The 16,145-nt window shown below is 69.1% G+C and carries 16 protein-coding genes and 3 tRNA genes; 14 read left to right on the top strand and 5 right to left on the bottom strand.

The annotated features are described in order from the left end of the window. The first annotated feature begins 143 nt into the window (after window positions 1-143). From RBS12_RS02895 to RBS12_RS02885, 3 genes are all read left to right on the top strand, one after another. Window positions 144-467 (top strand): helix-turn-helix transcriptional regulator, encoded by a 324-nt coding sequence (locus RBS12_RS02895; RefSeq protein ID WP_307964562.1) that lies wholly within the window; start codon window positions 144-146, stop codon window positions 465-467. Beyond that, on the top strand, window positions 464-1,249 hold the full coding sequence (locus RBS12_RS02890; protein ID WP_307964561.1) for a permease prefix domain 1-containing protein: 786 nt from the start codon (window positions 464-466) through the stop codon (window positions 1,247-1,249). The genes RBS12_RS02895 and RBS12_RS02890 overlap by 4 nt, the downstream gene beginning before the upstream one ends. 132 nt (window positions 1,250-1,381) lie before the next feature. Then, window positions 1,382-2,842 carry a hypothetical protein gene (locus RBS12_RS02885; protein ID WP_307964560.1) on the top strand — a complete coding sequence of 487 codons (1,461 nt, stop codon included), beginning with the start codon at window positions 1,382-1,384 and terminating at the stop codon, window positions 2,840-2,842. Between the two features lie 83 nt (window positions 2,843-2,925). On the opposite strand, the gene RBS12_RS02880 is transcribed toward RBS12_RS02885, so the two are convergent. Continuing rightward, window positions 2,926-4,377, bottom strand: a complete 1,452-nt coding sequence (locus RBS12_RS02880; protein ID WP_307964559.1) for an NCS2 family permease — start codon at window positions 4,375-4,377, stop codon at window positions 2,926-2,928. A gap of 124 nt (window positions 4,378-4,501) precedes the next feature. Between RBS12_RS02880 and RBS12_RS02875 the strand changes: the two genes are divergently transcribed. Beyond that, complete coding sequence (locus RBS12_RS02875) at window positions 4,502-4,879, top strand: hypothetical protein (RefSeq protein ID WP_307964558.1); 378 nt, start codon at window positions 4,502-4,504, stop codon at window positions 4,877-4,879. A gap of 65 nt (window positions 4,880-4,944) precedes the next feature. Here the strand turns inward: RBS12_RS02875 and RBS12_RS02870 are convergent, their stop codons facing one another. Continuing rightward, complete coding sequence (locus tag RBS12_RS02870; RefSeq protein WP_307964557.1) at window positions 4,945-5,568, bottom strand: FAD-binding protein; 624 nt, start codon at window positions 5,566-5,568, stop codon at window positions 4,945-4,947. Window positions 5,569-5,833: 265 nt separating this feature from the next. On the opposite strand from RBS12_RS02870, the gene RBS12_RS02865 reads away from it, so the two are divergent. Continuing rightward, window positions 5,834-6,868, top strand: coding sequence for a universal stress protein (locus tag RBS12_RS02865; RefSeq protein ID WP_307964556.1), 1,035 nt, complete (start codon window positions 5,834-5,836; stop codon window positions 6,866-6,868). A 233-nt stretch (window positions 6,869-7,101) separates the two neighbouring features. Here the strand turns inward: RBS12_RS02865 and RBS12_RS02860 are convergent, their stop codons facing one another. Both RBS12_RS02860 and RBS12_RS02855 read right to left on the bottom strand, forming a co-directional pair. Beyond that, window positions 7,102-8,547: a C40 family peptidase gene (locus RBS12_RS02860; RefSeq protein ID WP_307964555.1), complete on the bottom strand. Its 1,446-nt coding sequence runs from the start codon at window positions 8,545-8,547 to the stop codon at window positions 7,102-7,104. A gap of 244 nt (window positions 8,548-8,791) precedes the next feature. Continuing rightward, window positions 8,792-9,166 (bottom strand): metallopeptidase family protein, encoded by a 375-nt coding sequence (locus tag RBS12_RS02855; RefSeq protein ID WP_307964554.1) that lies wholly within the window; start codon window positions 9,164-9,166, stop codon window positions 8,792-8,794. Window positions 9,167-9,323: 157 nt separating this feature from the next. Here RBS12_RS02855 and RBS12_RS02850 point away from each other — a divergent pair. From RBS12_RS02850 to RBS12_RS02840, 3 genes are all read left to right on the top strand, one after another. Continuing rightward, window positions 9,324-9,396 (top strand) — tRNA-Glu (locus RBS12_RS02850). Window positions 9,397-9,477: 81 nt separating this feature from the next. Then, window positions 9,478-9,551 (top strand) — tRNA-Asp (locus tag RBS12_RS02845). 49 nt (window positions 9,552-9,600) lie between these two features. Further along, a tRNA-Phe gene (locus RBS12_RS02840) sits at window positions 9,601-9,673 on the top strand. Window positions 9,674-9,764: 91 nt separating this feature from the next. On the opposite strand, the gene RBS12_RS02835 is transcribed toward RBS12_RS02840, so the two are convergent. Then, entirely contained in the window at window positions 9,765-11,948 is a 2,184-nt protein-coding gene (locus RBS12_RS02835; RefSeq protein ID WP_307964553.1) for an ATP-dependent DNA ligase, read from the bottom strand. A 267-nt stretch (window positions 11,949-12,215) separates the two neighbouring features. Between RBS12_RS02835 and RBS12_RS02830 the strand changes: the two genes are divergently transcribed. The 6 genes from RBS12_RS02830 to RBS12_RS02805 all read left to right on the top strand — a co-directional run bounded on the left by RBS12_RS02830 (window position 12,216) and on the right by RBS12_RS02805 (window position 16,116). Beyond that, complete coding sequence (locus RBS12_RS02830) at window positions 12,216-12,692, top strand: Asp23/Gls24 family envelope stress response protein (protein ID WP_307964552.1); 477 nt, start codon at window positions 12,216-12,218, stop codon at window positions 12,690-12,692. Then, entirely contained in the window at window positions 12,689-12,880 is a 192-nt protein-coding gene (locus RBS12_RS02825; RefSeq protein WP_307964551.1) for a hypothetical protein, read from the top strand. The genes RBS12_RS02830 and RBS12_RS02825 overlap by 4 nt, the downstream gene beginning before the upstream one ends. Beyond that, window positions 12,877-13,254 (top strand): hypothetical protein, encoded by a 378-nt coding sequence (locus RBS12_RS02820; protein ID WP_307964550.1) that lies wholly within the window; start codon window positions 12,877-12,879, stop codon window positions 13,252-13,254. Before RBS12_RS02825 ends, RBS12_RS02820 begins: the two co-directional genes overlap by 4 nt. After that, window positions 13,251-13,892 (top strand): DUF6286 domain-containing protein, encoded by a 642-nt coding sequence (locus RBS12_RS02815; RefSeq protein WP_307964549.1) that lies wholly within the window; start codon window positions 13,251-13,253, stop codon window positions 13,890-13,892. Before RBS12_RS02820 ends, RBS12_RS02815 begins: the two co-directional genes overlap by 4 nt. Beyond that, window positions 13,889-14,524 carry a hypothetical protein gene (locus tag RBS12_RS02810; RefSeq protein ID WP_307964548.1) on the top strand — a complete coding sequence of 212 codons (636 nt, stop codon included), beginning with the start codon at window positions 13,889-13,891 and terminating at the stop codon, window positions 14,522-14,524. The genes RBS12_RS02815 and RBS12_RS02810 overlap by 4 nt, the downstream gene beginning before the upstream one ends. 290 nt (window positions 14,525-14,814) lie before the next feature. Beyond that, complete coding sequence (locus tag RBS12_RS02805) at window positions 14,815-16,116, top strand: ABC transporter substrate-binding protein (protein ID WP_307964547.1); 1,302 nt, start codon at window positions 14,815-14,817, stop codon at window positions 16,114-16,116. The last annotated feature ends 29 nt before the right edge of the window (window positions 16,117-16,145 follow it).

The following is a 16,145-nucleotide window of genomic DNA, read 5'->3' as shown; positions in this document are numbered from 1 at the left end:
CTCAAGGCCACCGCCCGTCAACCGACAAGAAAACCTCAAGTTCTGTTCAAGGCCCGAGGCAGGGGCTACCCGCTCCGGACGCATGGCCGGATCTCGCCTCAAGCTCTTGCCAAGAGCACCATCCATACCTAGATTGTCTAGGTATGGGACGAAGTGCAGTCAACGGACAGCTGGATCTCCTGCTCCTCGCATCGCTGGGCGCGGGCGAGGCGCACGGCTACGCGCTCATCGCGCGCATCCACGAACGCAGCGGCGCGCGGCTCGAGCTCCAGGAGGGCTCGGTCTACCCCGCGCTCCACAAGCTCGAGGCCACAGGGTGCGTCGCAAGCCGGTGGGCGGACGACGACGCCGGCCGTCGGCGCGTCTACACCCTCACGAGGGCGGGGGAGACAGAGCTCGCGCGGCGGGCAGAGGAATGGAACGGCTTCGCGGCGGCGGTCCGCGGCGTCCTCGGAGCGGCGTCGTGAGCGGCGCGCCGGAGCAGCGGGAGCCGGAGGGCCCCATCGACGCGTATCTCGACGAGCTCCTCACCACCGCGCGCGACGCCGAACCCTCCTCTCTCCGGAGGCTGCTCGCCGAGACGGAGGCCCATCTGCGCGAGTGTGCGGGACGCCTGCGGGCCCAGGGCCTCAGCCCCGAGGAGGCCGAACGCGAGGCCGTGCGACGCTTCGGTCCCGTGTCCACGGTCGCCAGGGCCCTCCGGCCCCCGCTCTCGGCCCTCGGGCGGCTCCCGCTCAGCGCCTTCGTGCGCCCCGCCGTCGGACTCGCTGCGGTCGGCGCGATCGCCGTCGGCCTGAGCGGGGCGATCTCCGAGCTGTTCGGCCGATGGTGGGGCGCGGGGTTCGTGTCCGGGGACCTTCCGGGCGTCGCTTACACGGCCGCCCGCTGCGCCGTCCTCCAGACGCCGTACCCGGGCCTCGACTGCGCCCAGGCCGCCGCCGAGCATCACTGGGGCGAGGTCGTCGAATACCGCGTCGCCCTCGGGGTGCTCGGCCTCGTGCTGCTCGTCGTGTGGCGGTTCCTCCCTCGGGAGGCCCTGCTCCCGGGCGGCCTCGTCCCGGCACTTGCCGCCGCGGCCTTCCTGCTCGGCGCTGCGGCGACGGGCTTCCAGGCCCTCAATGCCGCTGTCCAGGGTTGGCAGGGCGCGGGCGCGTGGCTGAGCGCCGTCGTCGTCGCCCTGCCGCTCGCCGTGGTCTTCGGGATTGCCGCCCTGCGCGGCCTGCGGGTCAGGCCTCCGGTCTCCCCCTGAATTTGCCTGCCTGCCTTTCCACGGGAGATTTTCAATCGCTGAAAAGTTTCATTTCAGATATTGCACATCGCGTGAAACCGGACGAAGGATGTAGCCATCTTCCGGCGGCAGGGCCCGGTCTCATGGATGGGGATGATTCTCGTGGAAAGCGCAGAGCACGCATGGATTGGCGATCACATCACCCTGAAACTCGAGGGGGGTGCCAAGTCGGCCGCGGACACGCCGCTTCCCGTCGGCACCGGCACGCTGACTTATGGGCAATGCATCGCCCTCGGCGGTGACTTTTACGGCGTCGTCGGCAGTCCGATCAGCACCTCCGCGGATCCACGGGCCGCCTTCGCAGCGGCGTTTCAGACCCTGGTCCAAGGATGGGATCAGATCCCCGGGATTCTGTCGATCATGCAGGAGGAGATCGACGCCGTCGCGGCGGCCCAGAACGACGGCCGGGACCCATCAATGGCGTATGCCCAGCTCGGAGATTCGCTGTCAAAGCGGTGGAACCGCGCAACCGGGGGTGGCAGCGAGGCATTCGACCTCGTGCCGATGGGGCGTTATCTCAAGCTCGCGGCCGAGAATTGGGACCATTTTGCGCCGTTTGCCGTGAAGGCCTACGAGGCGGGCCACGCCGCGGCGATGGATACAGCGGCGGGCGGAGACCTCGAGGGGGCCTATGCGATGAACGCCTTCGCCGACCACTTCTTGACGGACCTGTTCTCCGCGGGCCATGTGCGTGCCCCGCGCAAGGAACTTCACGATCAGGTGACCACGCCCATGCCGGGGTTCAGCGGAACCCTCGGGAGCCTGCTCGCGCGCTGCATGCACGACGAGGACTCGAGTCACGGCCTCAAGGTGACGAACAAGATGGGAACGTCGTGGACGGCGTACGGCGACAAGCGCCTCCTCGACTTCGTCAGCGCGCAGAACCGCGACGTCGTGGTGGCGGCTGTCCAGCAGTCGGCCGATGAAGTCTGGTCCGCGTACCAGAAGACGGGCGAGAGCGCGGGGAGAGCGTTGGACTTCGTCCCTCGGTTCGACCTGCTGGTCGCGGACCCGACGAGCCGCGACAACTCGTCGCCGCTCTTCACGATGCAGAACGACGTCGTGGCGCGCCGGAACAACGTGGCCGACCGGGCGGATTACAGCTGGACCACCGATTGGTGGGGCTGGAGCACGTTCGCCTTGCTCATGGAGACGCACGACTACGAGACGGCCAAGGTCTACAACAACGTCACGGGCGACTTCCTCGGATGGCTTGGCTGCAGCTCCGGCAACTATGTGACCGTGGAGAAGGACGAGGCGAACGCCTCGAAGGTCGCGTGGCATTTCGACGGCAAGAACCTGTACCTGCGTACGGAGACGAGCGGGGGCGACAGGTTCCTCGGGCTGAGCGATCGCAGCTATGCCGGCTGGGGGCTCAACGTTCCGACCGGCTGGTGGAACCCCGTCGTGTACGCCAGGGACATGACAATCGGGCTCGCCGAAAGCCCCCGCCGGATCCTCTACCTGTATGACGGCCAGTGGGTGTGCTGGTCCGACGAGAACTCCGAACCCCAGGACGTCATCCGGGTTGACCTCCCGCTGACGAAGCCCTAGCGGGTGCGTTGCGCCACAATTCACGCTGGAAACGCCGCCTTGGGTGCCAAATTGGCCCCGAGTTGTGGCGAATTGGTCCTCGACTACAGCCCGAGCGCCTGCTCGACCGGGCCGAGGGCGAAGAACAGGAGGAACGCGGCCGCGACCGCCCACATGAGCGGGTGGACCTCCTTGGCCCGCCCTTGGAACAGCCGCACGATCACGTAGCTCACGAAGCCGGCGCCGAGGCCGTTCGCGATCGAGTACGTGAACGGCATGAGCCCGATCGTGAGGAACGCCGGGATCGCGATGCCGACGTCCTTCCAATCGATCTTCGCGACCTGCTGGAACATGAGGAATCCGACGACGACGAGCGCGGGCGCGACGGCCTCGAACGGCACGAGGTTGATCAGGGGCGTGAGGAACATCGCGAGCAGGAGCATGATGCCCGTGACGATGGACGCGAGTCCCGTGCGGGCTCCCTCGCCGATGCCCGCGCCGGACTCGACGAAGATCTGGTTCGACGAGACGGACGAGCCGCCGCCCGCGATCGCCCCGAACGCGTCCACGAGGAGCACGCGGTCCACGTTCGGGATGTTGCCCTGGGCGTCGATGTTCCCGGCTTCCCGAGCCAACCCGACCATCGTGCCCATGGCGTCGAAGAAGATGCTCAGGAGGATCACGAACGCCATGAGCACGGCCGCGAGCGCGCCGAGGTGGGCGAACGCCCCGACGGGGTTGGCCTGCCCGAGGAGGCTCAGATCGACGGGCCGCACGCTCCCGAGCCCCGGCACCACGAGCGACCAGCCGGCCGGGTTGGGCTTCTGGCCCGGCACGAAGGACGGGCCGATGTGGAAGACGAGCTCGACCACGTTCGCGAGGATCGTCGCGCCGATGATGCCGATGAGGATCGCACCGCGCACGCGACGGACCATGAGCGCGATCGTCAGAATGAGTCCGACGACGAAGACGAGCGACGGCCAGCCGATGAGCCGGCCGTCGATCCCGAGGCTCAGAGGCACGCTCGTGCCCGCGGCGTCGGGGATGCGGCGGACGAAGCCGGCATTGACGAGGCCGATGAGTGTGATGAAGATGCCGATCCCGACCACGATGGCCGTCTTGAGACCCTCCGGCACCGCGTTGAAGACGGCGGTGCGGAAGCCCGTGAGGACGAGCAGGAACATGACCGCGCCAGCCACGAGCACGAGGCCCATCATGTCCGGCCACGTCACGCCGGGGTGGGTGGCGATGGTCACGGCGACGAACGCGTTGACGCCGAGCCCGGTCGCGAGCGCGAACGGGTGCTTGGCCCACACACCCATGATGATCGTGAGAACGCCCGCCACGAGGGCCGTCGCGGCCGCGACGCGCGGGATGCCGAGCGTGTTGCCCGCCGAGTCGGCGCCCGAGAGGATGAGCGGGTTGAGCACGACGATGTAGCTCATCGCGAAGAACGTCGCGAGGCCGCCGCGGATTTCGCGGGCAACGCTCGACCCCCGCTCCGAGATCTTGAAATAGCGGTCGACGGCGGTCGTCGATACCGTGGTGCTCGCCATGGGATCCCCTTGGGCTCGAACAGGATTTTCGTGCCCATGGTAGTGCCGGCTTTGTCTCGGGTCGCCGGGAACCTCGGTTAATGTGATCCAAGACTCTCCCGGCACTGCCACGGAAGGAAGCCCTGTGCCGCCATCTCTGGGCCGTCTCGCCCGATCCGCGTTCCGCGCACGACTGGCCCTCGCGTTAGCCGTCGCGTGCCTTGCCGCACCCCTCGCCCTCTTGGCCCCGGCGGGCGGCGCGGTCGCCTTCCCGGGGGCACCGCCGTCGTCGTTCGCAGCGGCGAGCCAGACAGCGGCAAGCCCCACCACGGCGAGCCCGCAGGCCCCGCAGCCTGGCCCCGTCATCGGGAGCGCCTCCCCGGGCCCCGTCGAGACCCCGCCGGCCGCCCCACAGGCGCCGGGCGAGCCGTTTCCGTGGGCGTTCGTGGTTTTCGGGGTGCTCGGCGTCGCGCTGCTTGTCGTGTGGGCCGTGCTCACGCGCCGCGACCGGGGCAGCCAGTAGCGATCCGCCCGCGTTGCGCCGTCAGCTCCGCGGGGTGCGAACCAACGAGAGGCGACGGCGCAAAGTCAGGCGAGCTGAAGAGGGGCCGTGAAAGGACCGGTGGACGGTCCGGGCTCGGGCATCGTCGCCCGCGCCACGGCCTTGCCGACGGACTTTGCCTGCCGCAGCAACTCGCGCGCGGAGGGCGAGGAGAGCTCGGTGACTCCGATGAGGTAGAGCCCGATCCCGGCGAGATCCTCCATGAGCTTCTCGCCGAGGGAGAAGCCGAGGTCTGCAAGGAAGCGCCGGAGCTGGTTGTGCGCGCAGCGCGTCAGGATGACCGCGTCCGTGAGGATGACGCCGCGTTCGGTCCGAACGGCCCAGCGAAGGGGCCCCGCCGATCCGGGCTGCTCGACGAGGGCGAGATGCTGTGCGCGCACCCTTCCACGCACGTCGAGGCCCTGGCTCGCGGCGTGCTTGCGCAGATGCCGCATGACCTCGAGGTACTCGGCCGATTCCGCGGAGGCGAGGTCGGCGACGCGCAACGCGGTCGTCGCGGTGCTCGGGGACCCCGATTCGAGTCCGTCCACCGTGACGACGTCGACGCCGCGGCGGCTCAGCTCGACTGCCACAGCCAGTCCGGACAGCCCCGTCCCGATCACGACCGCGCTCGTGGACTCCGATGTGCTCGGGGGCGGCGGCGTGGACAAGGCCCTGCTCCTTCGGGTGGTCTGTACGTGCTGTGCACCAGCCCCCCACAGGCACCCTCGGAACACTACCCGCATTCTCGGCGCATCGGTAGGCCCCTTCGCACGGGGTATGATGCGCCCTTTCACCGCCCGCGAGGGACTCCCCGATGCCGGGTCTGCGGCGCTGCGCGGCCCGCCGTCGCAGAAGCTTGACCCTCCTTGCAAACGGACCACCATTGTCAGTGAGGGGCCCGTTGGGGCTCGCACCGGAGTCGAGGAGGATGCCATGGCAGACGAGACCGTTCGCGGGAACGGCCACGGGCTGGGCGATGATGTGGAACTGCCCACCGGGATCGTGGTCGGCGTCGACGGTTCGGAGCATGGCCGCTGTGCCCTCATCTGGGCCGCGAGGGAGGCGCAGCGGCGCCACCGCCCGCTGCATGTCGTGACGGCGTACAGCGTGCCGATCTTCGCGGCTTCGGGCCTCGATGGCGGCTATTCGACAATTGACGACGCCGTCATCCAGGATGGCGCGCGGGCCGTCCTCAAAGAGGCGCTCGACTCGGTCGAGGGCTTCGACGACGTCGAAATCACCTCCTCGGTCGAGAGCGGGGACGCAGCTGGAGTCCTGCTCCAATTCTCCGAGGCCGCCGAGCTGCTCGTTTTCGGGACCCGCGGCCGTGGCGGCTTCGTGGGTCGCCTTCTCGGCTCAGTGAGCAGCGCCCTGCCCGCCCACGCGAAGTGCACGACCGTCACGGTGCCCCTCCGCTTCGCCGAACGCCTCGGCGAGAAGGTCGAGGACAGGCGGCTCCGCGAGCAGCGCGCGCAGGAAGCGCCGCGGGAGATCGAGCGCGTCGTCGCCGTCGGCGTCGACGGCTCGGAGCAGGCGCGTGTCGCGGTCCTCGTGGCGGCCGAGGAGGCCATGCTGCTCGGGGTTCCGCTGCGGGTCATCTGCGCCGTTCCCCAGTTCAGCGGGAGCCTCGCGTGGGTGCCTGCGCCCGTGGACCGCGATCAGCTCTTCAAGGACATTCAGGCGCAGCTCAAGGCCGGCACGGCGTGGCTCCAGAGCCATTTCCCGGATCTCGAGGTGCAGACGAGCCTCGTCGACGGCGCTCCGGTGGACGTGCTCGTCGAGGCGAGCCGCGCCGTCGAGCTCCTCGTCCTTGGCACGCGCGGCCACGGAGGTTTCGCCGGGATGCTCCTCGGCTCGACGACGGACGGTGCCTTGCACCACGCCAAGGGCCCGGTGATGGTCGTCCCGGATCACGACGACGAGCGGCTCGCCGATCGTCCGAAGTTCGGGCCGATGCTCGCCCCGTAGCCGTTCAGGGGTCACCTCCCGCGGGTGCGCGCCCGTTCAGGGGTCACCTCGCGCGGGTGCGCGCCCGTTCAGGGGTCACGTCCCGCGGGTGCGCGCCCGTTCAGGGGTCACCTCGCGCGGGTGCGCGCCCGTTCAGGGGTCACGTCCCGCGGGTGCGCGCCCGCTTCTCCCGTTCAGGGGTCAGCTCCTGCGGGTGTTCCACCCGCAGGAGCTGACCCCTGAACTAGGGGGGCCTAGTACCTCGCGACCGTCGGCCACACGTCGGACATCCATGCGATCGGCGTGACTGCGATGCCGTCCGAAGGGTTGAGCGCGTTCACGATCTTCCCACCGCCGATGTAGATGCCCACGTGGTAGAAGTAGCCCGCGTTGCCGAAGACGACGAGGTCGCCTGGCTGCGCCTGGCTGAGCGGGACGTGGACGGGTGCCTGGGTGTACTGGGCCGTCGCGGTGCGCGGGACCCAGATCCCCGCGGCGCTGAACGAATACCAGACGAGCCCCGAGCAGTCGAAGCCGCTCGGGCCCGTGCCGCCCCATTGGTAGTAGTTCGGCGGGCCGACCTTCGACATCGCGGTGTTGATCGCCCCCTGGATGCCCGAGCCCGACGGCGCAGGCGGCGCGGGTGCAGGCGGCGCCGGGGCTGGCTCTGGTGCGGGTGCGGGCGGAGGCGGGGGAGCCGGTGCCGGGGCCGCGGCCGGGGGAGGTGCCGGGGCTGGCGGAGGCGTCGTGATCGGCGTCGGGTTCCCGTTCGACGCCGGCAGGACGGGCGACGACGACGCCGTCCCCGCGGACGATGCCTGCCCGCCAACCGGCGGGACGCTCGACGTTCCCGATCCGGCATTGGGCAGAGGGGCGCTCGCGGCGGGCTGCTGGGCGGGTGCCGCGTTCGAGACCGACGCGAGGATCGCCGCGAACTGCTGCTGCTGCCGCTGCTGCTCGAGGCCTGTGACGCGCTGCTGCTCGAGCTCGACGCTCGTGTTCCGCAGTGTCGCGAGCTGGCCCACGAGGGTTGTGCGCTGTGCTGCGGCCTGCACGACGGTCTGCCGGTAGGAGGTGTTCGCGGAGTCCGCCGCCGACTTCGCCTGCTCGGCGGCCTTGGCGGCGTCGTCCGCGGCCTGCGCCGCCTGGTCAGCCTGCTCGCGAAGCTGCTTCGACACCTCGGCGGCCCGCTGCGCGGAGCTGAATGCCGCTGCCCGCTGCGCGTTGATCGATTCGAGCGCCGCGGCGCGGTCGAGCACCGTGCCCGCGTCGTCCGCGACGAAGGCCTGGACGCTCGGGTTGAGGCCGCCGCTGCGGTAGAGCTCGGCCGCGACGATGCCGACCTGCTTGCGCGCCGCGGCGTCGGCCGTGGCCGCCGCGTCCGCGCGGGACCGGGCATTCGCGGCATCGGTGCGGCGCCCGTCGAGGGTGACGAGGGCCATGCTGTAGGCGTCGTTCGCGCGCATTGCGGCGACGGTGCTCCGGGCGAGGGCGTCCTGCGCGGTGCCGATGAGGTTCTCGACGTGGCTCACTTCGGCGGCGGTGGAGTCCGCATTCGCCTTCGCGGCGTTGATCTCCTCGGGAGTCGGAATCGTCGGCGGTTCGGCCGTCGCGGGCGCCGCAGCCAACGTCAGCGCGAGCCCAGCAGCCGCGCAGATTGCGCCGACCGTTCTCGCAGCCGACGTCAGATTCCTGTCCATGCGCACACCTCGTAGCCTCTCGGTCCCCCGCCGAGGCTACGGCGCTAGTGTCACAATTGCAACACTAGTCACAGACGTAGCATAAACAACAGCAGTGTCATTCCGTGGGATGTGAGTTTCGTCGCGGCGTGTCGCCCAACGCGTGGCCGCCTCCCGCCCAACGCGTGGCCGCCTCCCGCCCAACGCGTGGCCGCCTCCCGCCGAACCCATGGCCAGCTCCCGCCCTGTCCGGGGAAGGCCGTGATCATCCCCAGCCGAGATCGTGGAGCCGAGCGTCGTCGATGCCGAAATGGTGGGCGATCTCGTGGACCACGGTGACGAGGATCTCGTGCACGACCTCCTCGCGGCTCGAGCACATGTCGAGGATCGGCTCGCGGAAGATCGTGATGCGGTCGGGCAGGGAGCCCGCCGCGTACCACTGGTCGCGCTCGGTGAGCGGGGTGCCCTCGTAGAGCCCCAGGAGCACGGTGTCCGGATCGTCATGGGGCCCCGGAACGTAGCGGTCCTCGATGAACACGGCGACGTTGTCCATGTGCTTCGAGAGACGGCGCGGGATACGGTCGAGGGCGGCGTCGACGGCCTCCTCGAATTCGTCCTCAGTCATCCACGCCTCGCCCATGGCCACACTCTAGGCGGCACCCCGCCGTCGTGCGATGTGGAGCGGACGACGGCGGGGCCGCACCCGCGATTTGTGGGCGGCGGCACGCGCACCGTATAGTTTTCTGCGTCCACTTCGACTGGGAAGCCCCGCAAGGGGAGTCCCGTGAGGTTCTCAGGCCCCCATCGTCTAGCGGCCTAGGACACCGCCCTTTCACGGCGGCGGCACGGGTTCGAATCCCGTTGGGGGTACACAGGATCTGGTTTTGAGCAGTCCAGCGAGTCTGGTAGGATTTAGATCTTGTGAGCGGGGGCAAACCCCGGACACACCAAGGCCCTGTAGCGCAGTTGGTTAGCGCGCCGCCCTGTCACGGCGGAGGTCGCGGGTTCAAGTCCCGTCAGGGTCGCTTCGGCGACATGGCCCCGGTCAAGTCGCCTTCGGTGACGAGTCACCGGGGCTCTGTAGCTCAGTTGGTAGAGCGTTCGACTGAAAATCGAAAGGTCACCGGATCGACGCCGGTCGGAGCCACAGCTGAAACCCCGCACCACGAGGTGCGGGGTTTCGTGTTTCCCGGGTCAGGGGCCGGTTTCTCTTGGGACACCGCCCCTCCACGGTCGGGCTACGCGGGCCGGTCCCGGTTCAGGACCGAGGAGAGGTCGTAGCTGACGGGTTCCTCGAGCTGGTCATAGGTACACGACTCCGGCGAGCGGTCCTCGCGCCATCGGACCCATTGCGCGGTGTGGCGGAACCGCTCGCCCTCCATGTGGTCGTACTTGACCTCGATGACGCGCTCCGGCCGCAGCGGGGTGAACGAGAGGTCCTTGTTTGCGTTCCAGCGCGAGTGCGCCGCCGCCGTAGGGGTGCGCGGTGCCGACTGGTCGCGGTTGTCCGGCAGCACCTCGACGGGCTGCGCCCACGCCCAGGGGTGCCCGTCGAACGTGGTCACGAGCGGCTGCAGCTCCTCGAACAGCTCCTTGCGGCGGGCCACAGGAAACGCCCCGATCACGCCCACAGAGTTGAGCCGGCCCCGGGCGTCGTACAGGCCCAGGAGCAGGGATCCGATGGCGTCGGGCTCGTCCTTGTAGAGCCGGTACCCGGCGAGGACGCAGTCGGCCGTCCGCTCGTGCTTGAGCTTGGACATGACCCGCTTGTCCTCGGCGTAGAGCTCCCCGAGGGGCTTGGCGATGACGCCGTCCAGGCCGGCGCCCTCGAAGGTGCTGAACCACTCCAGCGCGAGGGCGGGGTCCTTGGTCGCCTGAGTGAGGTAGACCGGGGGCTTGGCGTCCTTGAGTGCGTCCTCAAGGGCCGCGCGCCGCTCGCGGAACGGACGCTCCACGTAGTTGGTCTGGCCCAGGGCGAGCAGGTCGAAGGCCACGAAGCTCGCTGGCGTTGCGGCGCTCAGCTTCGCGATGCGGGAGGCCGCGGGGTGGATGCGCTGCTGGAGGGCATCGAAGTTGAGCCGGTCGCCAGTGTCCGGGTCCACGAGGACGATTTCGCCGTCGATGACCGAGTGGTCGGGGACGTTTGCGACGATGGCCTCGACGAGCTCCGGGAAGTACCGCGTCATGGGCAGGGCATTGCGCGAACCGATCTCCACCCGATCGCCGGAGCGCCACACGATCGAGCGGAAGCCATCCCACTTCGGCTCGTACAGGTACTCGCCGATCGGGAGCTTCTTGACCGGCTTGGCCAGCATCGGCCCGTACGGGGGAGCGATCGCGGTGCCCCACTCGGCGTCGCGCTCCGCCTTGGGCGCCGAATAGTCCTCGTCGGCTCGGTCCGCCTTGCGCTTGCTCGGCGGCACCCGCGGCGGCTCACCGGGCATCTTGGGGTAGTCCGGCGGGAAGTTGAGCTCGCCGAGCCCGCGCTCGAGGTCCGCGTCCCAGAGGGCGAGTGCGCCCGAAATGTCGCCCGGCGCGGCGTCGATGTCCGCCCACGGGCAGCCACGGGCGGCCAGGAGCACGGGAACCGTACGGACGGTGAGGTCGCGCGGGTCGGCGTCGGGGAGCTCGTCCCACGTCAGCGGGGTCGAGACGGGCGCGTGCGGCAAGGGCCGGGGCGAATAGGCGGCGGCGATCGTCCGGTCGCGGTTGGCCTGGTTGAAGTCGACGAAGACCCGCTCGCCGCGCTCCTCCTTCCACCACGAGCTGGTCACGAGGTCCGGCATGCGGCGCTCCAGCTCGCGTGCAATCCCGATGACGGCGTGCCGCACATGAAGGAACTCGTGCGTGGGCCGGATGCGCGCGTAGACATGGACGCCCCGGTTGCCCGAGGTCTTCGCGTACGCCGTGAGCCCGGCCTCGGCCATGACCTCGCGCAGCGCGAGCGCAGCGGTGACAGCGTCCCGGAAATCGCGCCCGGGCTGCGGATCGAGGTCGATCCGCAGCTCGTCCGGGTTGTCCAGATTGGCCGTGCGCACCGGCCACGGGTGGAAGGTGATCGTTCCCATCTGCGCCGCCCACGCGAGCTCGGCGGCCTCGTCGAACACGAGCTGGTCGTGGCGCCTGTGGGACGGGTAGGTGCACGTCACCGTCCTGAGGTACGACGGCGCGCCCCGCGGCGGCCGCTTCGAGAAGAACTCCTCGCCGTCGATCCCCTCGGGGAAACGCTGCAGAGTCATGGGCCGGTCGCCGTTGAGCCGCAGAAAGGGCGATGCCACCGAGATCAGGTAGCGGGCCAGGTCGCGCTTGGTGAGGGGATCATGCCCCTCGACGCCGGGCCACAGCACCTTCTCCGGGCTGCTCAGCTTGACCTCCCGCGCGCCGTCGGGGCCGTCCACGTGCAGGATCTCAGAATCCGCCATGCGCCCAACGGTAGCTGGCACACCGTCGTCGGGGCAGGCCCCGCTCGCCAACTCGTGCGGGATCGCCAGGCCTCACTGAAAATCGAAAGGTCACGGGATCGGCTCCGGTCGGAGCCACCAAAGAAATCCCCGAGAGATTCGGGGGTTTCGTCGTCCCCGGGTTCGGGGCCGGTTCTCTCGAGTCACGTGGCGGACTGTGTTCTCAAGCGTGTGTCGGTACCCCGTACTAAGGTGGGACCAGAGTCGCGATGGCGTGGGGAGGCGGAAATGGAGCAGCATCCAGAGGCGCAGACGGGGACGCCCCTGTTCGCCGAAGAGCCGTCGGGTGCAACGGGCCGAACCGTCATCCACGAGCAAGCTGTCGCGAAGGTTGCCGCCGCGGCCGCGCGCGCCGTGCCCGGGGTGCATTCACTCGGCACCGCTCCGTCGAGGGCGCTCGGCGCGATCCGCGACGCCGTCGGAGCCGATCACGCAAGCGGCGTGCGCGCGGAGGCGGGGGCGACCCAAGCCGCCGTGGATGTGACGCTCGTGGCGAAGTACGGGGTCCCGCTCCAGAAGCTTGCCGACGACGTCCGCGCTGCCGTGTACAAGGCGGTCGAAGAGTTCACCGGGCTCGCCGTCATCGAGGTCAACGTCGAGATCGCAGACGTCTACATCGGCGAGCCCAAGACGGGCGAGCCTCGGCAGGCTGAGGCGGGCGAACGCCCGCAGCTGTCTGCATCGTCGGGAAGCGAGGAGCTGTGAATCTGACCGTGGTCGGCATCGCGATCGGTGCCTTCGTTGCCTTCATGTCCTTCCAGTTCGGCCCTTGGGGCTTCTTCGGCTCGATCATCTTCATGGCGATCGGGGCCGTCCTCGGTCGTCTCGTCGAGGGCAAAGTTGATCTTCGGCGGGTGTGGGATGCGCTCATCGGAAGGCGTTCCTCGTCGTGAGCGAAGCGGCCGCCTCCCCGCGCAGCTTCGCCGGGCACAATCGCGTCAGCACTCAAGCGCTCACAAGCCTTGCCCGGGCTGCCGCTGCCGAGCAATTCGGCGTCCGCCCCTCCGAGGTGCGCGCCACGTGGGCGGACGACGCCGGCCTGCTCGCTTTGAGCGTCGTCTCGCCGATCGCGGTGCCTGAGCTCGGTGCGATCGGCTCTGCGGCCGACGTCGCCGCGGCCGGCGGAACCGTGTGGGAGCGTGCGTCAGCTGCGAAGGGGGCGATCCTGCGCCGCGTTGCGGGCCTCAGCGGAACACATCTGAGCCGTGTCGACATCCGCATCGCCGGCGTACGCCCCGCGCCTGAGCGCAGGGTGCGGGTCCAATGAGCACGGACGCTTCTCAGGCGCAGGTCGACGGGCGGCAGCAGCCGGACGCCGACGGCCCGGCACCAGATCACGGGCTTGCCTTGGCCGTGCGTCGCGAAACGAGCTCGGGGCGTGTTTTCGCAGCGGCGCTCGTCGCGCTCGTCGTCACCCTGCTGTGCGTCTATGCCCTCCTCGAATCCACGCTCCAGGCGATCGGCCAGCCCGCCTGGATCATCGATCCGGAGACGGCCTCACGCTTCGTCGCGGGGCTTCCGGGCGGTGCCAACGCTGGAGTCCTTGGCCTGCTCGGTGTCGTCGTCGCCGTGGTGGGGGTCGGGTTCGTGCTGCTCGCCGTCCTCCCGGGACGCCCAGGGCGACGCGTCCTGCCGAGCCAGCGTATCGCCGTCGTGCTCGACGACGAAGTTCTCGCCTCGGCGCTCGCGCGCCGTGCGCGGACGGCAGCGACAGTGCGGCCCGAGCAGGTGACTGTCGTCGTCTCGCACGGCGAGGCGATTGTGAATGTGCGGCCGACGTCGGGCGTTCCGGTCCGGGCCGAGGACGTGCTTGCCGCGGTCGAGGACGAGCTCAAGCGGCTTCGCCCCGAGCCCTATCCGCTCCTGCGCGTTCGCGTGGCGGGAACGGGGGTGATCGGCGCATGAACGGAACCCCGCGCGTGCTCAATCGCATGCTCGTGCTCATTTTCGGCGCCGTCGTCACGGTGCTCGGTGTCTTCATGGTGCTGCTCGCGGCCGTTCCTGCCGTCGGCTCGTGGTGGGGCGCATGGGCGCAGACCGGGTCCCTCGAAGCGGGGCGCGCGTTTGCTAACACCTGGATTCCCGGCACCCGCGTGAGCTGGCTGTGGATCCTGGCCATGGCGTTCCTCGTGGCCGTCATCCTGCTCATGATCTGGTGGATGTCCCAGCAGGGCACGGGGAGGCGCGACCTCGTCGCGTGGTCCACTGCGGGCACGGAGCACGGATCGGCGGAGACGGGCGAGGTTCCCGGCCGTGTGGCTATCGCGGCCTCGACCGTGGACCAGGCCCTGCGGACCGCCCTCGCGCCGCGTCGGGACCTGCTTGGCACCTCGGTCGCGGCCGTCGAATTCGAGGGCCGCATCGCGCTGCGCCTCCGCGTCGTGGCTCGTCAGGGGGCTGATCCGCTGGAGATCGCCCGCGAAGTCGAGCGGCTCGTGTCAGGTATGGACTTGCTCCTGGGGCACGGGTGCCCCGTGCTGCTCCACATCGCGTCGGGCACACGGGCGCGCTTCAGCCGCGCCGAGCGGGTGCGCTGACGCCTTCGGCCCCTCGTCTGCGTGTTGGGCTGACGTGGCCGCGCGTTCGGCGAGAGGTGGCCGCGCGCACCCCTGTGATAGGTGATATTCGTTGCGCTGCCGTGGTCGCCGTCGTCCTCTTTTTTCCTTCCTCCTCTCGGATCACGCCTACCCGGAACAGAGAGTTTGATCACGGAATGGATACGACGTGCGTAAGCGCTTGCACACAGCCTTTACACAACTTAGGGTGAGGTGCGTCACACACTCCGGGGGACTGCATAGCGCTGCCCCGTCAGACAAGGGAGTCGAGCATGAGAAACAAGTTCTCCAAGTATGCTGTGCCGTTTGCGTCGGCAAGCGTGCTGGCCCTGGCCCTCTCAGCCTGTGGAGGCGGTGGCGGCACAGGCGGAAGCACCGGTGGCGGGGGTGGCGGCGGAGATGCCTCGGCCAACCTCGACAGCCGCGGCCCCATCACGTACGTCCAGGGCAAGGACAACTCGAACGTCATCCGCCCGACCATCGACAAGTGGAACGCGGCGCACCCCGACCAGAAGGTCACGCTCAAGGAACAGTCCGATCAGGCGGACCAGCAGCACGACGACCTCGTGCAGCACTTCCAGGCCAAGGACCAGAACTACGACGTCGTCAGCGTCGACGTCGTCTGGACGGCCGAGTTCGCGGCGAAGGGCTGGCTCCAGCCGCTCAAGGACAAGACCGCTCTCGACACGTCGAAGATGCTGCAGGCGCCCGTCAAGGCTGCGACCTACGGCGGCACGCTCTACGCGTCCCCGGTGACGTCCGACGGCGGCATCCTGTACTACCGCAAGGACCTCGTGCCGAACCCGCCGAAGACGTGGGACGAGATGATGGCCGACTGCTCGATCGCAAAGCAGAACAACATCGGCTGCTACGCGGGCCAGTTCCAGAAGTACGAGGGCCTCACGGTCAACGCGGCCGAAGCGATCAACACCTTCGGTGGCAAGATCGTGGACGACTCGGGCAAGGCGAGCGTCAACTCGCCTGAGTCCAAGACCGGCCTCGGCAAGCTTGTCGATGCGTTCAAGAACGGCAACATCCCGGCCGAGGCGATCACGTTTACGGAGGAGCCTGGCCGCCAGGCGTTCGAGGCCGGCAAGCTCTTGTTCCTTCGCAACTGGCCGTACGTGTTCAACCTCGCCAAGACCGACGGTGATTCGAAGGTCAAGGACACGTTCGGCATCGCGCCGCTTCCTGGCATGAGCGGCCCCGGTGCGTCGTCGCTCGGCGGCCACAGCGCCGCGATCAGCGTGTACTCGCAGCACAAGGCCACCGCGGTGGACTTCCTCAAGTTCCTCACGGACACCGACCAGCAGAAGTTCTTCGCGACCCAGGGCTCTCTCGCCCCAGTTCTCGGCGACCTCTACACTGACCCGACGCTGACCGCGAAGCTGCCGTACCTGCCGACCCTTCTGACCTCGATCAAGAACGCGGTGCCGCGCCCGGTCTCGCCGTTCTACCCGGCCGTCACGAAGGCCATCGAGGACAACTCGTACGCCGCGCTCAAGGGTGAGAAGTCTGTGGACCAGGCGCTCTCCGACATGCAGGCCGCACTCCAGGCGGCTGGCGCCAAGTAGTCCTCAACGACGGGCGGTCCGGTGCCGGC

It is taken from the genome of Sinomonas sp. ASV322 (genome assembly GCF_030908245.1).
Taxonomy (GTDB): domain Bacteria; phylum Actinomycetota; class Actinomycetes; order Actinomycetales; family Micrococcaceae; genus Sinomonas.
The sequence above is the reverse complement of the archived record's forward strand: the minus strand, read 5'-3'. Positions and strand labels throughout refer to the sequence as shown.